Source organism: Campylobacter sp. IFREMER_LSEM_CL2194 (assembly GCF_025771685.1).
Taxonomy (GTDB): Bacteria; Campylobacterota; Campylobacteria; order Campylobacterales; family Campylobacteraceae; genus Campylobacter_D.
In genome coordinates, this window is sequence record NZ_JAKMQS010000007.1 from 30812 (window position 1) to 54025 (window position 23214).

Here is a 23214-nt window from a genome sequence, read left to right on the forward strand (position 1 = left end):
CTAAAAAGGTAAAGGTGCGAAAAATACCTTAAGCTTTACATGTTCATCGCAAGCTTTTAAAAAACCTTGTGCTAAAAACTCAATATCTTTAGTTTTTAATTTCTCTCTTAAGTCAAAAGTTCTCTCACATAGAGGATAAATAAGATAAATTTCTTTTATCTCGTATTTATTTGCATAAGCAAACATTTGGTATAAATCGCTTTGCGATATGCCATGCTTTTTCTCATCTTCGTTATCATCTGGAATTTTCCATTTGGTATCTAAGATCATTTTATTTTCTATATATAAATCAGGCTTTAACATAAAACATTTTTCATCATTTTTTGAGATTAGATACTTTCCACTACTTTGGGTTTTTATATTTTCACTAGGATTAGCAAGTTTAAACATATAAGCTACATAGTTTTCAAAAAGTTTTTCCATAGGAAAAAGCAAAGCAAAAGCTTCGTTTTTGCCTTTATATGGAGCAAAGCTTTGATTTTGTAAAAATACCTTACACCAAGAAAGTATATTTTCATAATAATCAAAATGTCTTGAAATTTTAAAACTAAAATCTTTTTCATAATTTTTAGAAAATTCTACCTCATCAAGCATTTGCATAGCTTTGATGATTTTAAATTTATTCAAGCTTGTTTTGGATTTTAAAAAATTTAGCGTTGATTTTATCAAGCGATTTGGAGCTATGTCTAAAACAAACTCATCGCTACTTGTGAAAAATCTTTCTTTGTGTATTAAATTTGATTTTATATGCTCATTAAAAAGTAATTTTCCTTTTAAAAAAGTTCTGTTTTCTTCGCTACATACATAAGATCTCATCAAACCTTTTTTATACACACTATCAAATTCATCTAAAAACATCGCGATAAATACTTCAAACAAAGGCATTTTAGCAATTTGTAAAGATGAAATTTGAGATTTTTTAAAAGGGAAATTTTTTAAGGTTGTTAGCATGTTAATTAAAAGATTTTTGGGGTTGAAATTTATCTCTTTTATACTATACCATTTTTTTACTTTAATGTTTTTCACAATTTTATATTCTTGAAAATAGCTAAAATTAGTATATAATTTATTACCATTGCTTATTGTATAGGCATAATTTAACTTGCTCTTTGAAACTTTCAAAGATTTATCTTTTTTTTCTTTATAGCTATCCAAATTTGTGCATTTTGGCAAAATTTCTAAAACACCGCTTTTAGTCTGTATAATGCCGACATAATTTTTAGCTTTTAAGGCGTTTTTACTTTTAAAGCCTAGAAGACTTTCATTGTTTTTTGCGAAGTCTTCTAGCTCTTTATAAAATATTTCAGCTTTTTCTTTGAAAATTTCTTTTAAATCTTCTTTAGAAAAATCTTGGTATTCGATGATAGAAAAGGTGTTATTCATTTTCGTTTTTTGTTTTATTTGTTATTTTATCATCATATATTGCTTGATATGTTTTTATATCGTTCCAAATTTCATCATCAAATGGAGCGATACTATAAATATTTCTCTCATTATCAACATTATATAAATTCTTTTTTTGAAGATATTTATCATCTTTTTTATCTTCAAAAATCATACCATTATCATTTAAAACTGCATTTATCAAAGCATAATCATTGTAAAAGTACTCTTGTAATAGTGGGATGATTTTATTTTGAAAAACTTTTTTTAAGTCATCTAAACTATCAATACCTATAAAAAATGCATGTCCTATAGTCTTTTCTCTATCTAGCAAGTATTCTATGCGAGTATTTATAGCTTCTAATAATTTTTTTAAATTTACATCTTTATATTTTGATTTTTCTAACTCTTCAACATCAGGCATCATCTCGATAAATTCAAAACGTCTTCTTAATGCTGTATCAAGTGAAGTTATACTTCTATCAGCCGTATTCATAGTGCCTATGATATAAACATTTTTAGGCACTCCAAAATCTTTACCACTATAAGGTAATTTTACTTTTATTTCCTCTTCTTCACCTATCCTTTTGCTAGGCTCTATCAAGGTTATAAGCTCACCAAAAATTTTACTTACATTACCACGATTAATCTCATCTATGATGATTATGTAAGGTTTTAAAGAATTATCATTGTTTTTCTTATTTTCATTCTTTACAGTTGATTGTTTTTCATATGCTTTAAATTTTTTCACTAAATTAAAATAATAAGTATGAGTTCTATCGGCATAATCTCTATCAAATACTTTTTTAAACATTTCAGCAGCATTATTAAATTCATCATGATGTTTTAATAATTCCATAAATATAGATATACTTAAATTAAAATTTCCATCAAATCTCTCTACTCCTTCACTATAAATCATAACCGTTTTATCATTGATATCAACAACAAAGAAATTTCCACCCTTTGTTTTACTAATAGGCTCATTTGTTTCCAAAAGCCAATTTAAAAAATTTTCAACTTTTTCCTTTAATTCTATTTTTTTATTTAACTCATCTGCATTTAAGATACTATTCTCATAATTATCTAAAGCTTTTTCACAAAGTTCTTTAAAAACTCCCTTTTCTATTTTATAATTTACTTCTTGAGAATTTTCCGCTGCGTTATCGATATCAGGCTTTATACCTTCTATAAATTCTTCATATCCATAGCTTTGATGAAAAGTAGTAAAAACTATTCGCCCTTTTTTTACATATTCATCAAATAACTTTTTTCTATTTGCTCTATCATCTTTGCTTGGAATTTGTATTTTTTCTTCTTTTGATATAATCTCTAAAGCCTTATCTATCGTTTGATAAGTTTTTCCTGTCCCTGGAGGCCCATAAAGAATTTGATTTAAAGGTGGATTTTGATTTTCTTTATTTTTATAACTATTGTGATTATATTGAATTATATTATTTTGATTTAACACATCAGCTAAAGAAATAGCCTTTGCTATTTCAGCTACATAGCTTTTAGATATATTTGCATATTTAACAATTTCATTGAGACTATTTTTTCTAATTTCTTCTGCAAATATAATGCCAAAATAATGAATATAAGTAACTTTATTTCCTTTGGGTGCATTTTCATACATATCCTTTAATTTTAAGCCTAGTTCTTCCGTGGTCATTATCACTCCTTAATTAAAAACTAAACATCATGTCTATTTATAGACAATTGAAAAAATGTAGTTTATACAATAGATTATAATATATTAATTTGGTAAAAATTTAGAATTCTAATTTTTTACCATTGTATGAAAGTTTTAGCTTTTCTTATGTCGCTAAAATTTATAGTAGTTTTTTCTTGAGTTTCTAAATTTTCTAAAGTGATATTTTCATCATCTACGGCGATGATTTTTGCTTCGATTTTTTCTTTTTCATTAGTTGTGATTTTTACAAGTTCGTTAATGCTTTTTGCAAAATGCCCGATTTTACTAAGTTTTCTCTCAAGCCCACAGCTTGATACTTCTAAAAAATACTCCCCACTCACAGGTGGCTCTACATCAAAAATAGGCGATAAAATCTCACTAAGCCTAGCACAATCATCAAGATTTACCCCACCTTCTTTTTGCACATAAATTCTATAAATCTTTCTACCATTTTCACTTACTAGCTCATCATCATAAAAGCTAAGCCCTGCTTCTTTACAAAGTGCTTCAAGATTCATTTTGTTCCTTTTTGATTTTTTCAAATAAAGCATCCATGTGGTTTTGATACTCTAATCTATCATCAAATTTAAAGTGAAAATTCGGACATCTATACCACCCTTGCTCACTCATGCAGTAATTTTGCAAAGCACGGGCGGCTTTTTTAAGTTGATTGAGTATGATTTCTTGCTCTTGGGTATTAAAAAACATTTTATCTAAATACACAAAAGCATCATATCTGCCTTTTTTGCACTCTACATCCACTACGCACAAATTTTTTAAAGCTTCGTTGTCTAAATTTGCTAAAGCTTCTGGTATAAGCTCTTTTAAAATGCTTTCTGTGCGTAGCTTTTTGATTTCAGCTGGGTTCATAGGCTTACTTGTTCCTCAACTTCTTTGTAACTTTCTATATAATCCCCCACTCTCATATCATTACAACCTTCTATGCCTACACCGCATTCATAGCCTTTTGCAACTTCTCTTACATCATCTTTAAAGCGTTTGAGCGAGCTTACATTGCCTTCAAATACCACAACCCCATCTCTAATGAGTCTGATTTTCGCACCACGATTGATCGTGCCTTCTGTTACCATACAACCTGCGATTTGGCCTAGTTTTGGTACATTGATCACTTGGCGAATTTCAGCTTGACCAAGTTGTTCTTCAGAGATGATAGGACTCATCATACCGCCTAGTAAGGCTTTTACATCATCAAGCAAATTGTAAATAACATTATAAGTTTTTATCTCTACGCCTTTATCTTTAGCGCGTTCTTTGATCTCACCAGTTGGGCGTATATTAAAGCCTAAAACGATAGAGTTTTCACTAGCACTTGCAAGCTCTATATCACTTTGAGTAATCCCACCTACCCCACTATGGATGATATTAACCTTGATCTCATCGTTTTTGAGTTTTTCTAAACTAGCTTTAATCGCTTCAAGTGAACCTTGCACATCTGCTTTTAAGATCACAGGAAGGGCTTTTAAATTGCCTTCTTTGATTTTTGCACCAAGCTCATCTATGCTTACTTTAGTGGATTTGCTTAGTTCTTTTTGGCGGTTGTATTCATGGCGTTTATTAGCGTATTCTCTTGCTTGTTTATCGCTATCTACAGCTATTAGCGTTTCTCCTGCATCAGCTACTTCACTAAGACCTATGATCACTCCGCACTCACCTGGGCCTATTTCTTTTAAAGCTTTGCCTTGATCATCACTCATAGCACGCACTTTACCATAAGCTTCCCCTGCTACGACAGTATTTCCCACTCTTAAAGTACCATTTTGCACGATGATAGTAGCCACAGGACCTCTACCTTTTTGAACCGAAGATTCTATAATACTTGCTTTAGCATGAGCTTTTGGATTTGCCTTAAGCTCTAAAATATCAGCTTGTAATAATACAATTTCAAGTAAATCCTCTATACCATCACCCTTTTTAGCTGAAACTGGCACAAACTCATGGCTTCCACCCCATTCTACTGGCATGATATCCATTTCTGCTAGCTGGGTTTTTACCATGTCAGGATTTGCGTTTTCTTTATCCATTTTATTAATAGCAATGATGATAGGCACATTAGCTGCTTTTGCATGATTGATCGCTTCTTTAGTTTGTGGTTTTACCCCATCATCTGCAGCTACTACGATAATAACAATATCCGTTATACTAGCTCCCCTTGCACGCATAGCAGTAAATGCCTCATGGCCTGGAGTATCGATAAAAGTGATTTTTCTACCATTTTTTTCCACCATATAAGCGCCCACATGCTGAGTGATCCCGCCTGCTTCGCCACTTACAATGCGTGATTTTCTTATATAATCAAGTAAAGAAGTTTTACCATGATCCACATGCCCCATGATAGTGATAACCGGGGCTCTTTGGCTTAAATTCTCTTCTGTTTGATTTTCATCATAATCTTTTACATAATCAAACTCATCAGCTTCATCAATGATATTAATCTCCACGCCAAATTCAGCTGCAAGAATTTCTATAGCATCCTCATCTAAAAAGTCATTTTTAGTCGTCATCATACCAAGCATAAAAAGTTTAGAGATAACTTCTCCGGTGTTTTTACCAAGTTTTTCAGCAAATTCATACACACGAATTTCTTTAGGTATACTTACACTTGTGATCGCTTCACTTTCTTTTTTTTCTACCTTTTTAGGTGGTTTTTTACGACTTCTTCTTTGTATACCACCCTCGCCAAATGGATTGATAGAATTATTTAAAGATTGCTTTAAGATATTTGGTTGTTTTTTGTTTGCTGGTTGTGCTGGTTTGTTTTCTTTTACACTAAAATCAGGTAAAACTACCATATCATCATCTTCTAAAGAGATATCAGCAAAGTCTTTATCTCCTAAAAGATCCATTTTAGTAGTGCTTTCTTTTTTGCTTGCTACAGGATGATTTTTCTTTTCTTTTTTCTTTCTTTTTAAATTCTCATCTGAATTTGAAAAAATCATACTAAGGCTTAAACCTTGAGTAGTTTGTGTACTAAGTTTTTCTTCTTTGTTTATTTGAGTTTCTTTGCTTTCTTCTTTTTTCTTTTTAACGATGACCAAGCCTCTTCTTTTGGCTAAATTTAAATTAGAACCTAGCTTTTCATCGAGTTTAATTTCTTCTTTTTTTTCTTCTAATACTTCATTTTTTATAGGATTTTCAGGTTGTTTTTCTTCTTTTTTTATTTCATCTTTTTTTTCACTTACTACTTTAGCAGAGCTTTTACTTTCTTTTTTGGTAGTAGTTTTTTTCTCTTCTTTTTTACTTTCTTCTTTTTTAGTAGTTTTTTTTGCTGCACTTTCTTTTTTAGGTTTGGCTACTTTTTTTACCACATCTAGTATTTCACCGGATTGAACGTATTGATAAATCGCTTCTGCGATTTCAGAAGATACTTTTTTATTAGGGGATTTGATATCTTCTAAGCCCATTTCATTAGCTTTTTCTATAATTTCTTTACTTGTATATCCTAACTCTTGAGCGATCTCGCTAATCTTTACATCTGCCATTAAAAAATATCTCCTTTAAATCCTGCTGATTTATATTACCATGAAAATTGCCTTTGCAAGCTCTCATAAAAGCCCTTTGCAATGTTTTTTCATCTTTTTCAAAACATGAATTACAAATATATAAACTCCTACCAAATTCCACTTTAGTGATAATTTGAGAATTTTTTATTTGAAATTGATGCAAACTTTGCTTTTCATAACGACCTTTGCAAACAATGCACATTCTAATGGGTATATGATTTTTCAAAATTATATCTTTTTTTTGGAATTTTTAGCAAATTTTAAAGCCCTCATCATCAAATTCTAAAAGCTCAACTCTAAATTTAGCAAATTTATTTTTGATTTTTTCTTTGATTTGTTTAGCATCATCTTTATAAGCTAGAGTAAAAAAACTCGAGCCTGAACCTGAAAGCGTGCTCATGAGAGCATTATTATCTAAAGCTAGTTTTTGCACTTCAAAAAGCTCGGGCAAAAGCTTCATTCTTTGGTTTTGATGAAGTTTATCCAAACTTGCATATTTTAATAAATCATATTTTTTCTCTAAAAAACAAGCAGTTAAAAATGAAGCATGACAAAGATTAAAAATGCTATCTTCTAGGTTGATTTTTTTAGCTAAAACTGCTCTTGATTTTTGAGTATTCATCGCTACATTTGGTATGGTTATAATAGCTTGTAAATCTTTATCTACTTCTTTTTTTATAGCTAAAACTTTTTCATTATGAGTTAATGCACACACAAAACCCCCAAGTGTTGCTGGAGCTATGTTATCTGGATGGTTTTCATATTTTAAAGCTTCATTTAAAATGGTATTTTTATCCGCTTTAAACCCACTTAATTCATAGGCACAAGCAATAGCTCCAACTATTACAGCAGAAGAACTTCCCATGCCTCTAGCTAAAGGGATATTATTTTGAAAAACAAAGCGGAAATTATCTTTTTTACCACTAAGTCTTTGATAAATTTCATAAAAAATATTGACAAAACTATTATTTTTTTTAAGATAGATATTATTTTCACCTTCTCCGTGTATGCTAATGCTAAAAAATTTAGATTTTTCAACTATGGTTTGATTAAAATATTTTAAACTCAAACCCAAACAATCAAAACCAGGACCTAAATTTGCACTTGTAGCAGGAACTAAAATCTTCATTTTTTACCTTAATTAATCGCATCTAAAACATAAAAAGGTGTATTTTCTTTACTGAAATTTAAACCTTTTAAACTTTGGGGCATAAAAAAACTTCCCGCTTGTGTCTTTTCTAAAACAATCTCATCATCTTTTTTTACAAAACACAAATGCTTATTAGCGGCTATAGGAGCGTTATTATTTAGCTCAAAAGCGCTAATAGCTTTTAAAGGTATATTTTTAACTATGGCTAGGGTTTTAAAAGAAACATAAGAAATCTTTATACCCATGTAAGAGCCTGGTCCATGTACATAAATAAGCTTTTCAAACTCATATTGTGAAAGTAAATCTTGCAGTATTTTTGGCAAAACTTCACTAACTTTTAAATCGTTCTCAATGGTTTTTATCAATACATCATTTTCATAAATACCAAGCATTAAAGGTTTTGCTATGGCATTTAAAAGTAAAGTAACCTTTTTTATGCAAAAACCTTTTCATAAACTTTATATGCACTTTTTTCTAAACTTACCACTTCATAAGCACTAGGATCTTTTAAAAGTTCTTTTGTTAAAAGATGATTAAGTTTGTGCGAACCTGCATAAGAAGTATAGTCTCCAAAAACTCTACATCCAAGCAAGGTTAAATCACCTATGGCATCTAAAATTTTATGACGCACAAATTCATCTTTAAAACGCAAACCTTCAGGGTTTAAAATACGATTATCATCAATTACAACAGCATTTTCTAAGCTTCCACCAAGACCTAAATTCATAGCTCTTAAAGCTTGAACATCCTTTAAAAAGCCAAAGGTTCTTGCTCTTGCTATTTGCTCTATGTAGTTTTGTTTGCTAAATTCAAAACAATAATTTTGCTTACCTATAATAGGATTATCAAATTCGATTGTATAGTTTATAATAGGCATATCCGTAGGACTTAAACGCACAAATTTATTACCTTCTTTTACTTCTACAATTTTTTTAATCACTAAAATTTTTTTAGCCACGTCAAGCTCTTTTATGCCTGCTTCTTCAAGCATCATACAAAAGCCTATACTACTACCATCCATTACAGGAGCTTCATTAGCATCTAAAACTATACGCACATTGTCAATACCATAAGCATTAATTGCACTCATTAAATGCTCTATAGTAGAAACATAACCCCTATGATCGCCTATTACAGTAGCCATTTGCGTATCGATGACATTTTCAGGCTTTGCTTCATAAGAAATTCCCAAATCACTTCTATAAAACACTATACCACTGCCAGCTTCTAATGGCTCTAATTTTATACTAATAGGCTCACCCTTGTGTAAACCTATGCCAACACCTTTAACTTCTTTTGCTATTGTTGTTTGATTCATTTTTATTCACTCAAAATTCTTTTTTTGCTTGACTCTAATACATTATAGATATTTTCTTTTATCCATTTTGCATCTTGCCATTGCTCAGGACGCACTTCAACTCCTTGTACTAAAACACCAAAATGCACATGATCTCCAAGTGCTAAACCTGTAGTGCCTGTAGTACCTATAACATCACCTGCTCTAACTCTATCACCCACATTTACATCCACATTAGTGCAGTGTCCATAAAGAGTATAAATCCCAAAGCCATGATAAATAATAATATTTAATCCATAAATTCCATTTTCTTGTACAAATACCACTTCACCATCGTTATTACTAATAATAGGTGCTTCTTTTATACTTGCTAAATCAAGCCCCATATGATAAGAGCTACTAAAAGCTTGATTATTATAAGAATAAAATCTATGATCAGCATAATCAGCTACTTTTTGGCCATTTTTTAAAGGCTTGAAAAGATTAACTTTAAAATTATTAATCATAGTATCAGGAACTTTGCTTGTAATATCATGAATGATAACTTCATTAGAAGCTCTTAAATCTTCATTCACAAATTTAAATTTTTCAAGCCTACTTAATTCTCTATCTTTTGGAGCATATTTTTGTGCTAAAAATTCAATCTTACCATCTAAAAATCTATCACTTACTTTTATATTTGATACACGGTATTTTTTATTAGTAAAATAATATCTAATTCTTTGTTTGTTTACATTACCTGCTTTATCTACTGCCACCACATAAGCTCTAAAGTGCTCATCAGTCGCCTCCCAAGGAATCAAAGCAGCATAATATCCTTCTTTCACATAAGGAGTTGCTTTAAAAATTTTATCTTTATCGGTTGTGATATAAACTTCTTGTAAATTCTCATCACTTGCTTTAAATACCACACTACCTACTCCACCTTGTTCGATTTGGTAAGAATTGTCTAAAATTTCTACAAGTGGTTTTTTGGTATCAATGATAACTTTCACTTCTTTAAGCGCTTGATTTCCTAAAAAGAAATTCCAAAAACTACTATCACTTGCTTCTATTACAAGTTTATATGAATCGACTTTTTCTTTATAAGCTGGTTTTGGTAATTTTAAATCAAAATGAATGCTTTTTTTATTGCCTTTAACATGCTCATTAACAAGTATTTCACCATTTAACTCATTTGCCTTAAATAGTGTGACTTTAACATCTTTTAAAGCACTTTCATCGCTTATTTCTATAGATATAGGATCTGTTAAATTACTATAAATTACATCTGATTTTGTTTGAATCAACGGAGGATTTTTTTCAAACAACTTTGTATTTAAAACAAACACCACAAAGGCTAAAAGTATTAAAAAAACTACAAAAATCCATTTTTTATTTGATCTTTTACGCGCAAAAACCATATTTTCACTTTCAATCTATATTTTTTAAAAATATATTATTCTTTAGCAAATTAAGAGTAAATTATAAAAAATTTTATAGAATTTCTCTTAATTTATTTGCACTTTTAATCCAAGTCTCAAGCTCATTTATATCACATTTTTCTATCATTTTTTTACATTCTTGTAATTCTTTTTGAAATAAATCAATAGAATTTAATAAATTTTGTTTGTTTTGTTCAAAAATACCGCTCCACATTTGAGGGTTTGACTTAGCAATCCTGCACATATCTTTAAAAGAAGGGCCTCCTAGGTGAGCTATATTTTTTTTATTTTCTTCTTTCATCACAAAATTTGCTAAAGAAAAACTAATCACATGCGGTAAGTGTGAAATGATAGAAGCATGATGATCATGCGCAATACTATCCATAAATACAAGCTTCATTCCTAAATCTGAAAAAATTTCTATAGCCCTTTTTTGATGGATATGATCAGCATTTTGCACATCACACAAAACACAAACTGCATTTTTATATAAATCTTTTATAGCTGCATTTGGACCACTATTTTCAGTTCCTGCCATAGGATGAGCTGCGATAAATTGACTTTTCAAATAAGAAGGTAAATTTTTAATAATTTCTTCTTTTGTGCTTCCAAGCTCGATGATAGTACAATCTTTAGAAATGCCTTGAAATTCTTTTAAGATTTTTACAATAGCTCTTACAGGAATAGCTAAAAAAATCACATCACATTTTTTTAATTCTTCAAAAGAAACAATTTTATCTATTAATTTTCGCTCTAGTGCGATTTGCTCAAATTCTTTGTTTATATCATATCCACAAACTAAATCTATTAATTTATTCTCTCTTAAGCTAAGACCCAAAGATCCACCTATTAAGCCAAGTCCGATTATACCTACTTTCATAAATTTTCCTTAAAAAGCATTAGTTAAAAATATTTTGGTATTATAACGATTTTGTATATAAAAATTTAGGTAGATTTGATGAAAAAATGGTTTGTTTTCTTTGCACTCTCAAGTTCTTTATGTGCAGCTACGATTAAAGATATAAAATTTGAAGGCTTATCGCAACTTTCTAAAGAAAGCGCTATTGCGATTTCTAAATTAAAAATAGGACAAAAAATTGATCCTGCTAGTATAGATACAGCGATTAAAAATCTTTTTGATAGAAATTATTTTAAAGACATAGTAGTAGAAGAAAAAAATGGGGTGCTGATTTTTAAAGTAGTAGAAAAACCTTCCATTGGAAAAATAGATATTCAAGGTATAGCAAGTAATGATAGAAAACAAATAGAAAGCCTTGTTGGCTTAAAACCTGGAATTTTATATGATGAAAATTCAGCTAAAGAAGCTGCTGAAAAGATCAAACTTTTTTATCAGGCCAAAGGTTTTTATGATACTGTTGTAGAAATCAAAGATGAAAAATTAAGCAATTCAAGTTCATTAAAACTTACTTTTGTTGTAAATCGTGGGGAAAATATCATCATAGAAAAAGTGCATTTAAGTGGTGCAAAAAATTTAAGCTATTCAGATATTGAACCTGCGGTAGCAAATAAACAAAGAGAAGCCCTAGGCTGGATGTGGGGTTTTAACGATGGTAAGCTTAAAATCTTTGATTTAGCAAATGATAGCTCAAGAATTTCAGATGTATATTTAAAAGAAGGTTATCTTGATGTAAGCGTATCTCCTGCTTTTTTAAATACTTACACAGATACTTATCAAGCTGATTTGACTTATTTTATCAACGAGGGTGAAGTTTATAAAGTCAAAGGGATTAAAATTTTTAATCCAATTTTTAGTGATGAAGAAAATGAAGCTTTGACAAATGATTTAAAATTAAGTGTTGGAAAAATAGTTAATATAGAAAAACTAAGAGAAGATATAAAGACTATAGAAACTAAAACAGCAGATTTAGGCTATGCTTTTGTACAAGTTATACCTGATATACAAAAAGATAAAGAAAATCATGAAGCTATGATTATTTTTAAAGTCATACCTAATGAAAAAGTATATGTTAGAAATGTTGAAATTTCAGGCAATACCAAAACAGTTGATAGAGTTATTCGTAGAGAGCTTTACCTAACCGAAGGTAATCTTTACAATAGAACTGATTTAATAGACTCAAGAAATGCCTTAAGAAGAACTGCATATTTTGAAAATGTAGATATTAAAGAACAAAGAGTAGATGATACGCATATTGATTTGATAGTAGAAGTCAAGGAAGCTTCAACTGGAGCCATTTCAGGTGGTATTGGCTATGGAACTAGTGATGGAATTTTACTTAGCGCTTCATTATCTGATGCAAATATCTTAGGCTCTGGTATGAAAGGAAGTGTGAGTATAGACAAAGGCGATGATACACTTTCTGGTAGAGTATCTTTAAGAAATCCTAGAGTAAATGATAGTGATTATTCTCTTGGAGGATCATTATATTCAGATCGTTTAGAATGGGATAGCTATGATGAGAGAAACTATGGTTTTGACATAAGCGTTGGTAAAACTTTAGGAAGATATACAAGCATAGATTTAACTTATAATCTTGAACAAAGTGATATTTATCATTTAAGTGATCGCTTAATCGCTCAAGGATATAAACTTGGAAAAACTTATAAAAGTTCCATCACTCCTTCGATAGTGTTTAACAATACAGATGATTATTATTTGCCAAGATCAGGTTTTATCGCCTCAACTTCGCTTGAATATGCAGGCTTAGGCGGGGATCAAGAATTTATAAGCTCTACTACTAAATTTAATTATTATCAAGGCTTGGAAGAGTTTATAGGTTGGGATTTGATTTATCGTTATAAAGCGAGTTTTTATAAAGTATGGGATCAAGGTTATTTACCTATCAATGAAAAATTATATCTTGGTGGTATAGGAACTATTAGAGGTTTTGATAGAAGAAGCGTGAGTCCTAAAAATGAATGGGGTGATGAAACAGGTGGTACAGTGGCTTTTGCAAATTCTGTAGAACTTAGCTTTCCAATCTTTGATAGAATCAAACTTAGAGGTAGTGTATTTTTTGATTATGGTGCTATAGGAGAGAGTTCTTTAAGTCAAATTCAAAGATGGAGTACAGGCGTTGGCTTTGAGTGGTTAACCCCACTAGGTGCTTTAAATTTAGTTTTTGCTAAACCATTTAATACTAGCTCAAAAGACGATTTGAGCAAATTTGAGTTTATGTTGGGTGCAAGATTTTAAAAGCAATAAAATCTTGCTATAATTTTGAAATTTTATTTTAGGTAGAGATAATGAATTTTTTAGATATTTTTTCTAGTATAAGACGCAAGCAAGCCGCTCCAAGTGAAGCTCCAAATCACTGGGTAAAATGTAATTCTTGTCATGCGTTAATGTATTATAAAGAAATAGAAACTTGTTATAATGTTTGTCCTAAATGTAATTTTCATATGAGATTAAACCCCCTAAAACGCATTGAATTACTTAGCGATGAAGGCTCTTTTGTGGAAATGGATAAAGACTTACATGCAATCGATCCACTTAAATTTGTAGATAGCAAATCGTATAAAAAAAGATTAGCAGAAAATGAAGAAAAAACAGGTAGAAAAAGCGCCATAATAAGCGGGGAATGCACCATAGATGGGATAAAAACTCAATTAGTTGTTTTTGATTTTTCTTTCATGGGCGGAAGCTTAGGCTCAGTAGAAGGTGAAAAAATTCTTAGAGCTATTGAAAGAGCTATTGAGAAAAAAACTCCTGTTGTTATAGTGAGTGCAAGTGGTGGAGCTAGAATGCAAGAAAGCACTTATTCTTTAATGCAAATGAGCAAAACAAGTGCAGCGTTAAAACTATTAGCAGAAGAAAAACTTCCTTATATTTCAGTCTTAACTGATCCAACTATGGGTGGTGTAAGCGCATCTTTTGCTTGGCTTGGAGATATCATCATGGCTGAACCTGGTGCTTTAGTAGGCTTTGCAGGAGCTAGGGTTATCAAACAAACCATAGGAGCTGATTTACCAGAAGGCTTTCAAAAGGCTGAATTTTTACTTGAACATGGGTTGATTGATGCGATTGTAGAAAGAAGTGAACATAAAAAATTTATAGCAGACTTTTTAAGATTTTTTTCTAAAAACTAAAAATGCAAATTAATCTTTTAAGCATTCAAAAAAATAACAATGATGAATTTAGTAAGATAGATGAGTATTATACTAAGCTTATTAAGAAATTTTGTAGTTTTAATGATATATGTGTTTTTAATAACAAAATTAATCAAGCACAAAACACTAACGCCACAGAAGCAAAAAAATCTTATACAAATGCACTAAGTCCTTACAAAAAAGGTTTTTGCATAGCATTAGACGAAAAGGGTAAAGAATTTACAAGTGTAGAATTTGCAAAATTATTGCAAGATAAAAATGAAATTACATTTTTTATAGGCGGTGCTTATGGATTTGAGCAAGAATTTATTACACAAATGCATACAAGCATAGCTCTTAGCAAAATGACCTTGGTACATAAATTTGCTAAAACTATGCTTTTAGAGCAAATTTATCGTGCATTTTGCATTAATACAAATCACCCATATCACAAATAGGAGCGTTTATGCAAGAATTAAATCTTGAAGAATTTAAAAATATATTACTTCAAAGACAAAAAGAAATTTTACAAGAACTTCAAGGCAATATAGACAATATCCATAATCTACAAGATAGTGAACCTAGAGATGAAGTTGATTTACAGCAAATTGACAATAGCTCTCATATCGACTTTAAAATCAATGAAAATTTAAAAGCTGAACTAGAAGAAATTAAACATTCATTAAGCAAAATAGATAACAATACTTATGGTATTTGTGAATATTGTGAAGATGATATTCATCCTGAAAGACTTAAGGTTAAACCTCACGCAAAATATTGCATAAATTGTCGTGAAAATTTAGAAAAAAGGAAAGAGCTATGAAAATTAGATTATTTTTCTTTGCAAGTTTAGTTTATCTTCTAATCATCGCAGCCTTAGTTTATAATCTAAATTTAGGAAATTATACTTTTACAATTTCCACTTTTGAATTAAATTTGCCTATTAGCTTATGGGTTGTTTTGCCTGCTTTACTTTTGATGATACTAGCTTTAGCACATATGAGTTTTTATGGCTTTTTAAAACATTTACAATATAAAAATCTAATTAAAGATAGTAAAAATTATGAAAATTTTATTATTGATATTTTTTTAAAAAAAATAAGCAGGATTAAATTCAAAACTCAAGAATTTCAAAACATTGCAAAAGATACGCAAGCTCTTTGTTTTAAAGAAAAAATTCAAAATCCTAAAATAGATGAAATTATTGATATTTTTGAACACTTAGATAAAAAAGAATTTGTGGAATTAAAAAAATATAAATTAGATTCAAATAATGAAATTTTCATTTTAAATGAAAAAAATCGCTTTCAAAATGATAGCAATTATGCTTTTTCTTTTATCAAAAACAAAGATACCTTAGCTAGTGAGCTAGAAATTTTTGCTTATAAAATGGTATTAGAAAATGCGCCTTATAGTCAGATTAAAACACTAAAAGTTCAAAAAAACCAAGATGATATTTTATTGCTTTTGGATAGATTTGAAAAAGAAAACTTAGAATTAAATCACGCTGAAATCGAAGTTTTACTTAGTATGAATACTTTAGATGATAAGTCATATTTACGCTGTGCTAAAATACTTTGTAAAAAAATAGAACCTCAAGTATTAATTGCTTTATTTAAAAAGTTAAAAGATAATTATTCTCAAGCTTTAAGAGCTTATCTTTATACTTTGGCAGAATTTGGTATGTATGATGAATTGCTTAATGAATTAGGAAATGATCAAAATGAACATAAAGACTTTAGACTCTTGCTCTTTTTAAGAGAACATAATAAAAAAATAGAACTTGAAAAATTAATACAATGATAGATTTTAATAAAAAGCCTTTATTTTTAGCCCCTATGGCAGGTTTTTCAGACTTGCCTTTGAGAAATTTAGTTAAACAATTTGGGGCTGATGTAACCATTAGTGAAATGATAAGTTCTAATGCCTTAGTTTATGAGAGCTCAAAAACTCTTAAAATGCTAGAAAAAGCTGAACTTGAAAATCCTTACATAGTTCAAATTGCAGGCTCAGATGAAAGTGTAATTTGCAAAGCGGTAGAAATTTTAAATCGTTTTGATTTTATAGATGGGATTGATTTTAATTGTGGTTGCCCTGTAAATAAGGTTATAAAACAATGTGCAGGTAGTGCTCTTTTACAAGATCTTGATAAATTACAAAGAATTTTAGAACTTATCAAAAAAACAAGTAACAAAAAATTAACTAGTGTCAAAGTAAGATTAGGATTTGATAAAAAAGATCCCATCGCCATCGCTAAAGCGTGTGAAAATGCTGGAGTAGATTTTATCAGTATGCATGGTCGCACTAGAAAACAAATGTATAGTGGAAATGCTGATTATGAAGCCATAGCTTTAGCCAAAAAAAATATCAAAATTCCTTTAGTTGCAAATGGTGATATTAGTGAAGATAACGCCAAAGAGGTGTTTAAAATAACAAATTGTGATGCTTTGATGATAGGGCGTGCAAGTGTAGGAAAACCTTGGATATTTTATGAGATAAAAACTGGCAAAAAAATCGAAAAGGCTATGAAAAATAAAATCATTTTTGCACATTTTGAAGAAATGTTAAAGCATTATAAAGAACAAGGTATAAGCATCTTTAGAAAACACTTACATGAGTATTCTAAGGGCTATGATGATGCTTCTAATTTTAGAGATTGTGTTAATCGCATTAATGATGCAGAAATTATGCGAAAATATATTCAAGAATTTTTCAATAAGGAATGATTTTTGCTTGTAAATTATCAAGCAATATGAATGAAGAGATACCATAAAACAAGGAAGGTTCATGGCAGCTCATATCAATTCAAAAGGGATTTACAAAGCATTAGGTGGCATTAGAACAAGTGCGAATAATTTAGCAGCACATGCTTCAAAGCTTAACAATCAAAGTTTAAATTTCGAGCAAGTTTTACAACAAACCCAACCAAAATGTATAAAAACTTGTCTACAAAATTCTCAAAAAGAACTTGAAAATTTGCTTGAAAATATTAAAAATAGCCAAGATACTATCACAAAAAATATACACAAAGATAGTGCAAATATCATTGCAAGATTAAGACAAGAAGTCATTATGATGTATGATATTACCCTTAAAAACCCTCTTTGATAATTTTATATAAATTATCAATATATTCATCGCTAAAATGCGATGAATTAAAACTCCTATATAATTTTACAAGATCTTTAGCATTAAACTCATAACCAAAAGCACATTTTTTATGAGCGGGCAAAAAAGCTCTTACTAGTACAACATTTTTTTGAATATACTCATCACAATAAAAACATACAAAACTTTTATGCAAACGCCCTTCAAAATCTAAAATTTTTAAATAAGCATCCACTATAACACGTTTGCAATCTTGCTTTTCAAAACGCTTAGCACAATCTTCTAAAAGCTCAAAATAAAAACTATCAATTTCCTCAACATCTTTTAAATGCCAATAAAAAAGTCTAATAAATTCCTGCCAAAAAAACATTCTCTCTCTATCTAAAATCCAAGAAAAACCAATATGTAAAACATCTTTTAAACGTGGTAAAAATCTCGAACTTTCTTCAAGCTCAAAATCAATCTTATACCCACTTAGTATATTAGAATGACGCATGCCATAAAATCTATAACTTTTAATAACTTTTTTAGTACTTAAAAGATAAACGATTAAATCCTCATCTTTTACACTCTGAGTGTGTAAAATATACCCTTGCATTTTATAAAAGTTCTATGCCATAAGCTTGCAAAATTTCATATGCACTATTTTCCAAAGACTTACTAAAACTCGCTGTTGCGTTTTTATGTAATATAATTTTTGAGGTGATGCTAGCGCTTTGAGCTAAAATAATATTACTAAATACACAAATATGTGAAACAAGACCACAAAATTCTATACTTTCATAATAATTTTGTTTTAAAAAATTGGCTAATTCTAAGCTACCAAAAGCATTCTTATAAAATATTTTTTTTGCATTTTTTAAATACACATCAAAATCACCTGGCATTTGCCAACCTAAAGTATCTCTAATGCAATGATAAGTAGGCAAATTTTTTCCTTCTTGAGTTTTTAAATAATTTTCATCATGCGTATCAAAAGTAAAAACAATATCACCTTGATGATTTTTTAAAAGAGCAAGAATATTATCTTTTATCTTGGTAGCTTCTTCAAAACCCAAGCTACCATCGATAAAATCATTTTGATAATCAACAACAACTAAAAGATTAGCCATTATCCTTGACCATAAAAAAGCTATCCGTGTGGATATTTTCAAATGCAGTTTTTAAACTTGTAAATAATTTTGGATTTTCTTTTTCTAAATTTGCTAAAAGCTGCTTAGCTTCTTCTCTTGCATGAGGAAATTTTACATTTTTTTCACTTAATTTCATGCCAGGACAAAATTCATTACCAATTACTTCTAATTCATTATTAATAGCATTTTCTCTTAATTGTCTTTCTCTTACAAAAATCAAAGGACGAATAACCTCTACACCTCTTTTGCTTTTATACTTGGGAGCTAGACTCCTAAGAGAGCCATTATAAATAAAATTCATAAAAAAACTTTCCACTGCATCATCTAAATGATGAGCTATAGCTAGTTTATTAAAACCATTTTCCAAAGCATAAGTATATAAAGCTCCGCGTCTCATTCTTGAAAAATAGCTACAAAAGCTTGAATTTTTTCTAATCGTATCGCCTGAAATTTCATAAATATTAGAATCAATCACTTCATGGTCAATACCATGTTCTTTGCAGTGATTGTGAAGTTTGGTATAATCTTCACCCATGCCATAGCTTAAAGTTACTGCTTTAAGTTCAAATTTAAAAGGTGCGTGTGCTTGCATACGCTTTAAAAGATGTGCCAAAGCTAGAGAGTCTTTCCCGCCACTAAGTCCTAATAAAACTTTGTCATTATCTCCTATTAAGGAAAACTTGGCGTTTGCTTTAGCTACTTCTCTGATTAGTCTTTTACTAAGATTTATCATAATTTCTCACAAATTTTTAAGACAAAATTAGCCGAAATTTTAGCAGATTTTTCTACAAACTCATCAAAGTCAAATTCAGCCTTTTCACCTGCTTTATCACTCATTGATCTTAAAATCAAACATGGAATTTTTAAAGCATCACACACCAAAGCTACACTGGCTCCTTCCATTTCACAAGCATCTGCATTGAAAATCTCTCTAATTTTTGCTTTTTTATTCTCATCACAAATAAACTCATCGCCTGTAGCGATAATACCTGATTGTAATTTAACACCAAGTTCTTTAGCAACCTCTATAGCAAGACTATTTAGTTTATCATCTGTTTTTATAAAAATTTCATTGCCTGGAACATAACCAAGTGGATGACCAAAAGCTGTGATATCTAAATCATATTGAGCTAACTTTGTAGCATAGATTAAATCCCCTATTTCTAAACTAGGATTAAAAGCACCAGCTACACCTGTAAAGAGTAAAAGCTCGGCTTTAAATTTTTCTATCATAATAGCCGCACTAAGAGTGGAATTAACTTTCCCTATCTTAGAATAAGCGATTATTAATTCATGATTTTTATATTTTGCAAGATAATAAGTATTATTTGCATATTCTATTGTTTGATATTCTTTTAATGTTTCTAGTAAAGGAGTGACCTCTTCAGGCATAGCTCCTAAAATAGCTATTTTCATTTAATTACCTTTAAAATTTCATCAATATCTTCTATTTTACTTAAGGCATAAGTTTCTTTTTGAGTGATTTTTTTATTTAAGCCCTTTAACACGCTCGCACCAAATTCTATATAAAAATCTACTTCTTTATCTATTGCCTTAATGCTTTGTTTATAAAGAACAGGCTTGATGAGTTGCTCGCTTAAAAGCGTTAGAGCTTGATTTTTATCATTGTACACTTTTGCATTAACATTTGACACTACGCTTTTAAAACTCTCTTTTAAAATAGGTTCTAATTCTTTTGTAAGTTTCAAAGATGCATTTTTTAATAATGGACAATGGCTTGCAACGCTCATATTTAAAAGCATAGCTCTTCTAGCTCCTGCATTTTTAAACTCACTCTCATACGAGGCCAAATCAGGCTTTAAACCTGCTACTACAATTTGCCCATCACAATTATAATTAGCAGCAAAAATGCTTTTTTTCTCGCTTAATGCCTTTTGACAAAGTTCTTCTACCACTTTATCTTCAAGCCCTAAAACCACCATCATGCCAGCTTCGATTTTAGAACAATCTTCTTGCATGAATTGACCGCGTTTATTAACAAGCGCTATTACATCTAAAAAGTCAAATGCACCTTGAGTTGCTAAAGCACTGAATTCTCCTAGCGAATGACCTAGGCTGTACTTAGCTTCTATATCAACTTGCTCTTTCAAAGCTTCATAAGCCATTAGTGAGTTTAATACTATGGCCATTTGTGTAAATTCGCTTTTATTTAAATTTTCATTTTCCTTAAAAAGCAAATTTTTAAAATCAATTTTACAAAAATCACTAGCATTATCTAATAATTCTTTTGCTTTTTTAGAATTATCATAAAAACTCAAACCCATGCCAACACTCTGAGAGCCTTGACCTGGGAAAATAAATGCACTATTCATTAATGACCACCGCAGCAGCCACCGCCACCATGCCCATGGCCTCCACAACATCCACCACCGCCATGTCCGTGATGATGATCATGGTGATGTCCTCCACCACCACATCCACAACTTCTACTACCCGCAATAATTCCTGTTAAAATTTCATCTTCACTTGCAGCTCTAACATCTACAATATTTAATGAAAACAACAAGTCTTTTCCCGCATAAGCATGATTGTAATCAATAGTAACTTCATTTTCAGTAATCTCTCTAACAATTACTCTTACTGTATTGCCATCTTCACCTTCGCCAAAAAGCTCCATACCAACTTGTAAATCAATCCCCGCAAACTGCTCTTTTGGTAAAGTTTGTAATGCATTCGCATCATATTCGCCCAAAGCATTTTCTTTTTTTATCACAATATCAGCATTACATGGGGCATTAAGCTTTTGAATTTCTTCTTCTAATCCTTCTAAAATTTGACCTTTACCCAAAATAAAAGAAATAGGTTCAGCATAAATATTTGATTCTAAAACTTCATTAGTATTTGCATCTTTTAACTCATAAAACATTGAAACTACACTATTTTTTTCTATAGCCATTTTTCTCTCCTTTGTTATTTTCTATCTGGTGAAACTTTTGCTTCAGGACTATCAGGGTAAGCTGTTTTTAAAGCTTTATAAAATTTATTAGCACTTTTTGGATCTCCAACCTTATCTAAGCTAATAGCTGTATGATAAAGCAATTTTGGCACATAATCGCCTTTAGTGCTTATAGCAGAGCTTTTCTTATAAAATCCCAAAGCACCTGCGTAATCTTGCTGTTTATATCTTATCTCTCCAAGCCAAAAAGTAGATCTAGCAGGTTTGTAGTGAATACTTATTAGATGTTCAAATTTTTCTTTTGCATCTTCAAATTGATTTTTATTAGTTTCTTCTATCGCTTTTTTCAAAATTTCACTAGATTGTAATTTTTTCCAACTATCATCTTTTACTTCAATCACTTCATCTTGAGTTTCATTTACATCTTGAATGATTTCTTCGGTTTTATTATCATCACTTACAACAGGAACAACCGGAGTAATTTTTGTTTGATTTTGCACTCTAGCTATTTCAGATTGAAAGAAGGTTATGGTTTTATTCATATCTTCTTTTGAAATATAATCATCATTGATTTTATTAATCAAAGTTGTAATTTCACTTAAAACTTTTTGAATTTCTTGATGATTTTTTTCTTGAATTTGCCTATTTTCCTCCACATAAGCTCTTAAATTTTGAATTTCTTGAGTTATGTTTGCGTCAAAATTTTGATAAGTTTCTTCTAATGAAAGCAATTTTGTGTTAGCTTTTGAATATTGAGCATTCAAACCCTCTGTTACACTTTGCAATCCTTCTATATTCTCTACTGCTGTATTTATTTTACTTGTTAAATTTGTATAATATTCATTCAATGCCCTTAGGCGTTCTTGATTTTCATATTGTAATTTTTCATTTTGAGTTAAACCATAAGGTGTTTTTGTATCTACTTTTCCTGCATCAAAAGCTGAAATTTCAGCGTGTAAAAAAGTAGCTCCTAAAAGAGCTACTGATAATAATTTTAATTTCATTTATTTAAAACTTATTTTGATAATTTAAATTCTGCACGGCGATTTTGAGCATCGCAAGTTTTTGTTCTTTCAGTACATACAGGATTAGTTTCTCCATAGCTTTTAACGCTAATTCTATCCGCGCTAACACCTTGAGCTACTAAAGATTCTTTTACTGCTTTAGCTCTTTTTAAACCTAAAGCTTGATTATACTCATCAGTTCCCCACTCATCGCAGTTTCCTTCAACTACTATTGCAGCATTAGCAGCTTCTTTATTAAAGATTTCAGCATTATTTGCAATAACCTTTTGCATATCTGATCTAACATTAAATTTATCAAAATCAAAATATACATTTGCTACAGAATTTAAAGATTCAAGATTTTCAAATCTATCAGATCCACCGCTACCTTTTGAGCCATCTACACTACTTGAACTACTAACGCTAGTGTTTTTAGTAGCACAACCACTTACAATAACAGCAAATGCAGTAATTGAAGCAAAAATGATTTTTTTCATTGATTTCCCCTTTTGTTTA

At 30.1% G+C, this 23214-nt stretch carries 26 protein-coding genes; 7 read left to right on the forward strand and 19 right to left on the reverse strand.

Translation table 11 applies throughout. The features are described from left to right. From L8V79_RS04750 to L8V79_RS04800, 11 genes are all read right to left on the reverse strand, one after another. Positions 1-1383: an McrC family protein gene (locus tag L8V79_RS04750; RefSeq protein WP_263702697.1), complete on the reverse strand. Its 1383-nt coding sequence runs from the start codon at positions 1381-1383 to the stop codon at positions 1-3. Further along, positions 1376-3055, reverse strand: a complete 1680-nt coding sequence (locus tag L8V79_RS04755) for an McrB family protein (RefSeq protein WP_263702698.1) — start codon at positions 3053-3055, stop codon at positions 1376-1378. The genes L8V79_RS04750 and L8V79_RS04755 overlap by 8 nt, the downstream gene beginning before the upstream one ends. Positions 3056-3171: 116 nt before the next feature. Further along, entirely contained in the window at positions 3172-3594 is a 423-nt protein-coding gene (gene rimP / locus L8V79_RS04760) for a ribosome maturation factor RimP (RefSeq protein ID WP_263702699.1), read from the reverse strand. After that, positions 3584-3946: a 30S ribosome-binding factor RbfA gene (gene rbfA, locus L8V79_RS04765; protein ID WP_039617407.1), complete on the reverse strand. Its 363-nt coding sequence runs from the start codon at positions 3944-3946 to the stop codon at positions 3584-3586. Before rbfA ends, rimP begins: the two co-directional genes overlap by 11 nt. Further along, positions 3943-6576 carry a translation initiation factor IF-2 gene (gene infB / locus L8V79_RS04770; RefSeq protein WP_263702702.1) on the reverse strand — a complete coding sequence of 878 codons (2634 nt, stop codon included), beginning with the start codon at positions 6574-6576 and terminating at the stop codon, positions 3943-3945. The genes rbfA and infB overlap by 4 nt, the downstream gene beginning before the upstream one ends. After that, positions 6557-6823, reverse strand: a complete 267-nt coding sequence (locus L8V79_RS04775) for a DUF448 domain-containing protein (protein WP_263702704.1) — start codon at positions 6821-6823, stop codon at positions 6557-6559. Before L8V79_RS04775 ends, infB begins: the two co-directional genes overlap by 20 nt. 24 nt (positions 6824-6847) lie before the next feature. After that, positions 6848-7726: a homoserine kinase gene (gene thrB / locus L8V79_RS04780; protein WP_263702706.1), complete on the reverse strand. Its 879-nt coding sequence runs from the start codon at positions 7724-7726 to the stop codon at positions 6848-6850. An 8-nt stretch (positions 7727-7734) separates the two neighbouring features. Continuing rightward, positions 7735-8139 (reverse strand): tRNA threonylcarbamoyladenosine biosynthesis protein TsaB, encoded by a 405-nt coding sequence (locus L8V79_RS04785; RefSeq protein WP_181801022.1) that lies wholly within the window; start codon positions 8137-8139, stop codon positions 7735-7737. Between the two features lie 41 nt (positions 8140-8180). Further along, positions 8181-9065, reverse strand: a complete 885-nt coding sequence (gene lpxC / locus L8V79_RS04790) for a UDP-3-O-acyl-N-acetylglucosamine deacetylase (RefSeq protein ID WP_263702708.1) — start codon at positions 9063-9065, stop codon at positions 8181-8183. 2 nt (positions 9066-9067) lie between these two features. After that, positions 9068-10447, reverse strand: coding sequence for a M23 family metallopeptidase (locus L8V79_RS04795; protein ID WP_263663565.1), 1380 nt, complete (start codon positions 10445-10447; stop codon positions 9068-9070). A gap of 73 nt (positions 10448-10520) precedes the next feature. Further along, on the reverse strand, positions 10521-11348 hold the full coding sequence (locus L8V79_RS04800; RefSeq protein ID WP_263702711.1) for a prephenate dehydrogenase: 828 nt from the start codon (positions 11346-11348) through the stop codon (positions 10521-10523). Positions 11349-11426: 78 nt separating this feature from the next. Between L8V79_RS04800 and bamA the strand changes: the two genes are divergently transcribed. From bamA to L8V79_RS04835, 7 genes are all read left to right on the forward strand, one after another. Beyond that, on the forward strand, positions 11427-13643 hold the full coding sequence (gene bamA, locus L8V79_RS04805; RefSeq protein ID WP_263702712.1) for an outer membrane protein assembly factor BamA: 2217 nt from the start codon (positions 11427-11429) through the stop codon (positions 13641-13643). Between the two features lie 50 nt (positions 13644-13693). After that, positions 13694-14536 carry an acetyl-CoA carboxylase, carboxyltransferase subunit beta gene (accD, locus tag L8V79_RS04810; protein WP_012660961.1) on the forward strand — a complete coding sequence of 281 codons (843 nt, stop codon included), beginning with the start codon at positions 13694-13696 and terminating at the stop codon, positions 14534-14536. A gap of 2 nt (positions 14537-14538) precedes the next feature. Beyond that, a complete protein-coding gene (locus L8V79_RS04815) occupies positions 14539-14994 on the forward strand; it encodes a 23S rRNA (pseudouridine(1915)-N(3))-methyltransferase RlmH (RefSeq protein ID WP_263702713.1) in 456 nt (151 codons plus the stop codon). An 8-nt stretch (positions 14995-15002) separates the two neighbouring features. Then, positions 15003-15359, forward strand: coding sequence for an RNA polymerase-binding protein DksA (gene dksA, locus L8V79_RS04820; RefSeq protein ID WP_012660959.1), 357 nt, complete (start codon positions 15003-15005; stop codon positions 15357-15359). Then, positions 15356-16339 carry a hypothetical protein gene (locus L8V79_RS04825; RefSeq protein ID WP_263702714.1) on the forward strand — a complete coding sequence of 328 codons (984 nt, stop codon included), beginning with the start codon at positions 15356-15358 and terminating at the stop codon, positions 16337-16339. Before dksA ends, L8V79_RS04825 begins: the two co-directional genes overlap by 4 nt. Further along, positions 16336-17262 (forward strand): tRNA dihydrouridine synthase, encoded by a 927-nt coding sequence (locus tag L8V79_RS04830; protein ID WP_263702717.1) that lies wholly within the window; start codon positions 16336-16338, stop codon positions 17260-17262. The genes L8V79_RS04825 and L8V79_RS04830 overlap by 4 nt, the downstream gene beginning before the upstream one ends. Before the next feature lie 61 nt (positions 17263-17323). Continuing rightward, positions 17324-17644 carry a hypothetical protein gene (locus L8V79_RS04835; RefSeq protein WP_070256278.1) on the forward strand — a complete coding sequence of 107 codons (321 nt, stop codon included), beginning with the start codon at positions 17324-17326 and terminating at the stop codon, positions 17642-17644. On the opposite strand, the gene recO is transcribed toward L8V79_RS04835, so the two are convergent. The 8 genes from recO to pal are packed head-to-tail and all read right to left on the reverse strand — an operon-like array spanning position 17628 to position 23195. Next, positions 17628-18242: a recombination protein RecO gene (gene recO, locus L8V79_RS04840; RefSeq protein WP_263678402.1), complete on the reverse strand. Its 615-nt coding sequence runs from the start codon at positions 18240-18242 to the stop codon at positions 17628-17630. The two genes, L8V79_RS04835 and recO, sit on opposite strands and share 17 nt — an antisense overlap. Before the next feature lies 1 nt (position 18243). Beyond that, a complete protein-coding gene (locus tag L8V79_RS04845) occupies positions 18244-18756 on the reverse strand; it encodes a cysteine hydrolase family protein (RefSeq protein WP_263702719.1) in 513 nt (170 codons plus the stop codon). After that, positions 18749-19510, reverse strand: coding sequence for an ATP-binding protein (locus L8V79_RS04850; RefSeq protein ID WP_263702720.1), 762 nt, complete (start codon positions 19508-19510; stop codon positions 18749-18751). The genes L8V79_RS04845 and L8V79_RS04850 overlap by 8 nt, the downstream gene beginning before the upstream one ends. Continuing rightward, on the reverse strand, positions 19507-20193 hold the full coding sequence (locus tag L8V79_RS04855; RefSeq protein ID WP_263702721.1) for a 5'-methylthioadenosine/adenosylhomocysteine nucleosidase: 687 nt from the start codon (positions 20191-20193) through the stop codon (positions 19507-19509). The genes L8V79_RS04850 and L8V79_RS04855 overlap by 4 nt, the downstream gene beginning before the upstream one ends. Next, a complete protein-coding gene (gene fabD / locus L8V79_RS04860; protein WP_263702722.1) occupies positions 20190-21110 on the reverse strand; it encodes an ACP S-malonyltransferase in 921 nt (306 codons plus the stop codon). Before fabD ends, L8V79_RS04855 begins: the two co-directional genes overlap by 4 nt. Continuing rightward, positions 21110-21694 (reverse strand): FKBP-type peptidyl-prolyl cis-trans isomerase, encoded by a 585-nt coding sequence (locus L8V79_RS04865; protein WP_257936619.1) that lies wholly within the window; start codon positions 21692-21694, stop codon positions 21110-21112. The genes fabD and L8V79_RS04865 overlap by 1 nt, the downstream gene beginning before the upstream one ends. 14 nt (positions 21695-21708) lie before the next feature. Next, complete coding sequence (locus L8V79_RS04870) at positions 21709-22698, reverse strand: tetratricopeptide repeat protein (RefSeq protein WP_263702723.1); 990 nt, start codon at positions 22696-22698, stop codon at positions 21709-21711. A gap of 11 nt (positions 22699-22709) precedes the next feature. Continuing rightward, positions 22710-23195: a peptidoglycan-associated lipoprotein Pal gene (pal, locus tag L8V79_RS04875; RefSeq protein ID WP_263678394.1), complete on the reverse strand. Its 486-nt coding sequence runs from the start codon at positions 23193-23195 to the stop codon at positions 22710-22712. Between the last annotated feature and the right edge of the window lie 19 nt (positions 23196-23214).

Coding starts and splice junctions, on each gene's coding strand:
- dksA (WP_012660959.1), top strand. CDS start 15,003: ATGCAAGAATTAAATCTTGAAGAATTTAAAAATATATTACTTCAAAGA.
- L8V79_RS04750 (WP_263702697.1), bottom strand. CDS start 1,383: ATGAATAACACCTTTTCTATCATCGAATACCAAGATTTTTCTAAAGAA.
- L8V79_RS04835 (WP_070256278.1), top strand. CDS start 17,324: ATGGCAGCTCATATCAATTCAAAAGGGATTTACAAAGCATTAGGTGGC.
- infB (WP_263702702.1), bottom strand. CDS start 6,576: ATGGCAGATGTAAAGATTAGCGAGATCGCTCAAGAGTTAGGATATACA.
- L8V79_RS04855 (WP_263702721.1), bottom strand. CDS start 20,193: ATGAAAATAGCTATTTTAGGAGCTATGCCTGAAGAGGTCACTCCTTTA.
- L8V79_RS04865 (WP_257936619.1), bottom strand. CDS start 21,694: ATGGCTATAGAAAAAAATAGTGTAGTTTCAATGTTTTATGAGTTAAAA.
- L8V79_RS04785 (WP_181801022.1), bottom strand. CDS start 8,139: ATGCTTGGTATTTATGAAAATGATGTATTGATAAAAACCATTGAGAAC.
- L8V79_RS04830 (WP_263702717.1), top strand. CDS start 16,336: ATGATAGATTTTAATAAAAAGCCTTTATTTTTAGCCCCTATGGCAGGT.
- L8V79_RS04755 (WP_263702698.1), bottom strand. CDS start 3,055: ATGACCACGGAAGAACTAGGCTTAAAATTAAAGGATATGTATGAAAAT.
- L8V79_RS04795 (WP_263663565.1), bottom strand. CDS start 10,447: ATGGTTTTTGCGCGTAAAAGATCAAATAAAAAATGGATTTTTGTAGTT.
- L8V79_RS04870 (WP_263702723.1), bottom strand. CDS start 22,698: ATGAAATTAAAATTATTATCAGTAGCTCTTTTAGGAGCTACTTTTTTA.
- L8V79_RS04845 (WP_263702719.1), bottom strand. CDS start 18,756: ATGGCTAATCTTTTAGTTGTTGTTGATTATCAAAATGATTTTATCGAT.
- L8V79_RS04800 (WP_263702711.1), bottom strand. CDS start 11,348: ATGAAAGTAGGTATAATCGGACTTGGCTTAATAGGTGGATCTTTGGGT.
- lpxC (WP_263702708.1), bottom strand. CDS start 9,065: ATGAATCAAACAACAATAGCAAAAGAAGTTAAAGGTGTTGGCATAGGT.
- accD (WP_012660961.1), top strand. CDS start 13,694: ATGAATTTTTTAGATATTTTTTCTAGTATAAGACGCAAGCAAGCCGCT.
- pal (WP_263678394.1), bottom strand. CDS start 23,195: ATGAAAAAAATCATTTTTGCTTCAATTACTGCATTTGCTGTTATTGTA.
- rbfA (WP_039617407.1), bottom strand. CDS start 3,946: ATGAACCCAGCTGAAATCAAAAAGCTACGCACAGAAAGCATTTTAAAA.
- recO (WP_263678402.1), bottom strand. CDS start 18,242: ATGCAAGGGTATATTTTACACACTCAGAGTGTAAAAGATGAGGATTTA.
- rimP (WP_263702699.1), bottom strand. CDS start 3,594: ATGAATCTTGAAGCACTTTGTAAAGAAGCAGGGCTTAGCTTTTATGAT.
- thrB (WP_263702706.1), bottom strand. CDS start 7,726: ATGAAGATTTTAGTTCCTGCTACAAGTGCAAATTTAGGTCCTGGTTTT.
- L8V79_RS04825 (WP_263702714.1), top strand. CDS start 15,356: ATGAAAATTAGATTATTTTTCTTTGCAAGTTTAGTTTATCTTCTAATC.
- fabD (WP_263702722.1), bottom strand. CDS start 21,110: ATGAATAGTGCATTTATTTTCCCAGGTCAAGGCTCTCAGAGTGTTGGC.
- L8V79_RS04815 (WP_263702713.1), top strand. CDS start 14,539: ATGCAAATTAATCTTTTAAGCATTCAAAAAAATAACAATGATGAATTT.
- L8V79_RS04850 (WP_263702720.1), bottom strand. CDS start 19,510: ATGATAAATCTTAGTAAAAGACTAATCAGAGAAGTAGCTAAAGCAAAC.
- bamA (WP_263702712.1), top strand. CDS start 11,427: ATGAAAAAATGGTTTGTTTTCTTTGCACTCTCAAGTTCTTTATGTGCA.